Source organism: Winogradskyella psychrotolerans RS-3, assembly GCF_000427335.1.
GTDB classification, from domain to species: Bacteria; Bacteroidota; Bacteroidia; order Flavobacteriales; family Flavobacteriaceae; genus Winogradskyella; species Winogradskyella psychrotolerans.
Window position 1 is genome coordinate 1 of the sequence record NZ_ATMR01000090.1, and the last position, 912, is coordinate 912.

The 912-nt window shown below is 42.3% G+C and carries 1 pseudogene; it reads right to left on the reverse strand.

Features of this window, described 5'->3' with window-relative positions:
* Nucleotides 1–873: pseudogene (locus ADIWIN_RS06625) on the reverse strand (BCCT family transporter); the annotation flags it as partial.
* Nucleotides 874–912 lie beyond the last annotated feature (39 nt).

Genomic DNA, 912 nt, shown 5'->3' on the forward strand with positions numbered 1-912 from the left:
CAGATGAGGTTACAAAGAAACTAGTAACTAGCAAAATCCCTATAATTGATCCTACACTAGAAAATGGGAACTTCTCCAGGAAAACAAACAAGGCAATAGATTCATCAGCAACAATGCTAGTAGCCAGACTGTGGGTATTGCTAGCTACCCCCTCTTGCATGTCCAATAGTATGGCTGATCCACCTAAAGCAGTCAACCAAAAAAACGTTAAATGGAAGGCACCAACAAAACACCGAATATGAATTCCCTTATGGTCCTGCCTTTAGAGACCCTGGCAATAAACATTCCTACGAAAGGTGACCAAGAAATCCACCATGCCCAATAAAACACGGTCCAGTCTTTCTGCCAGCCATTGTCTCTGTAAGCCTCTGTCCAGGTAGACACCTGGAGAATGTTTTCCAGGTAATTCCCTAAATTTTGAACAAAGGAGCGAAATATAAACAGTGTAGGCCCTACCACAATCACAAAAATTAGTAAAACTGCGGCAATTCTCACGTTCCACTCACTCAAAAATTTCACCCCTTTATCGATTCCCGATACTACAGATAAAGTAGCAATAAAGGTTATCCCTGCAATCAATAAAACCTGAACGGTAATGGTGTTGGGGATATCAAATAAATAAGACAATCCTCCACTGACTTGTTTTACGCCTAAACCTAATGAAGTAGCCAACCCAAAGAGGGTAGCCAATACTGCCAAAACATCAATACAATCACCAATCCACCCGTGTATGCGCTCTCCTAGTAAGGGGTAAAAAACAGATCTTATTGTCAAAGGCAGTTTTCTATTATAAGCAAAAAAGGCCAGAGCCAAGGCAACTACAGCATAAATGGCCCAGGCATGAAACCCCCAATGCAAAAAGGTCAGGTTCATGGCCCCTTCTGCAGCACCAACCGTATAGGGCTGACCAAA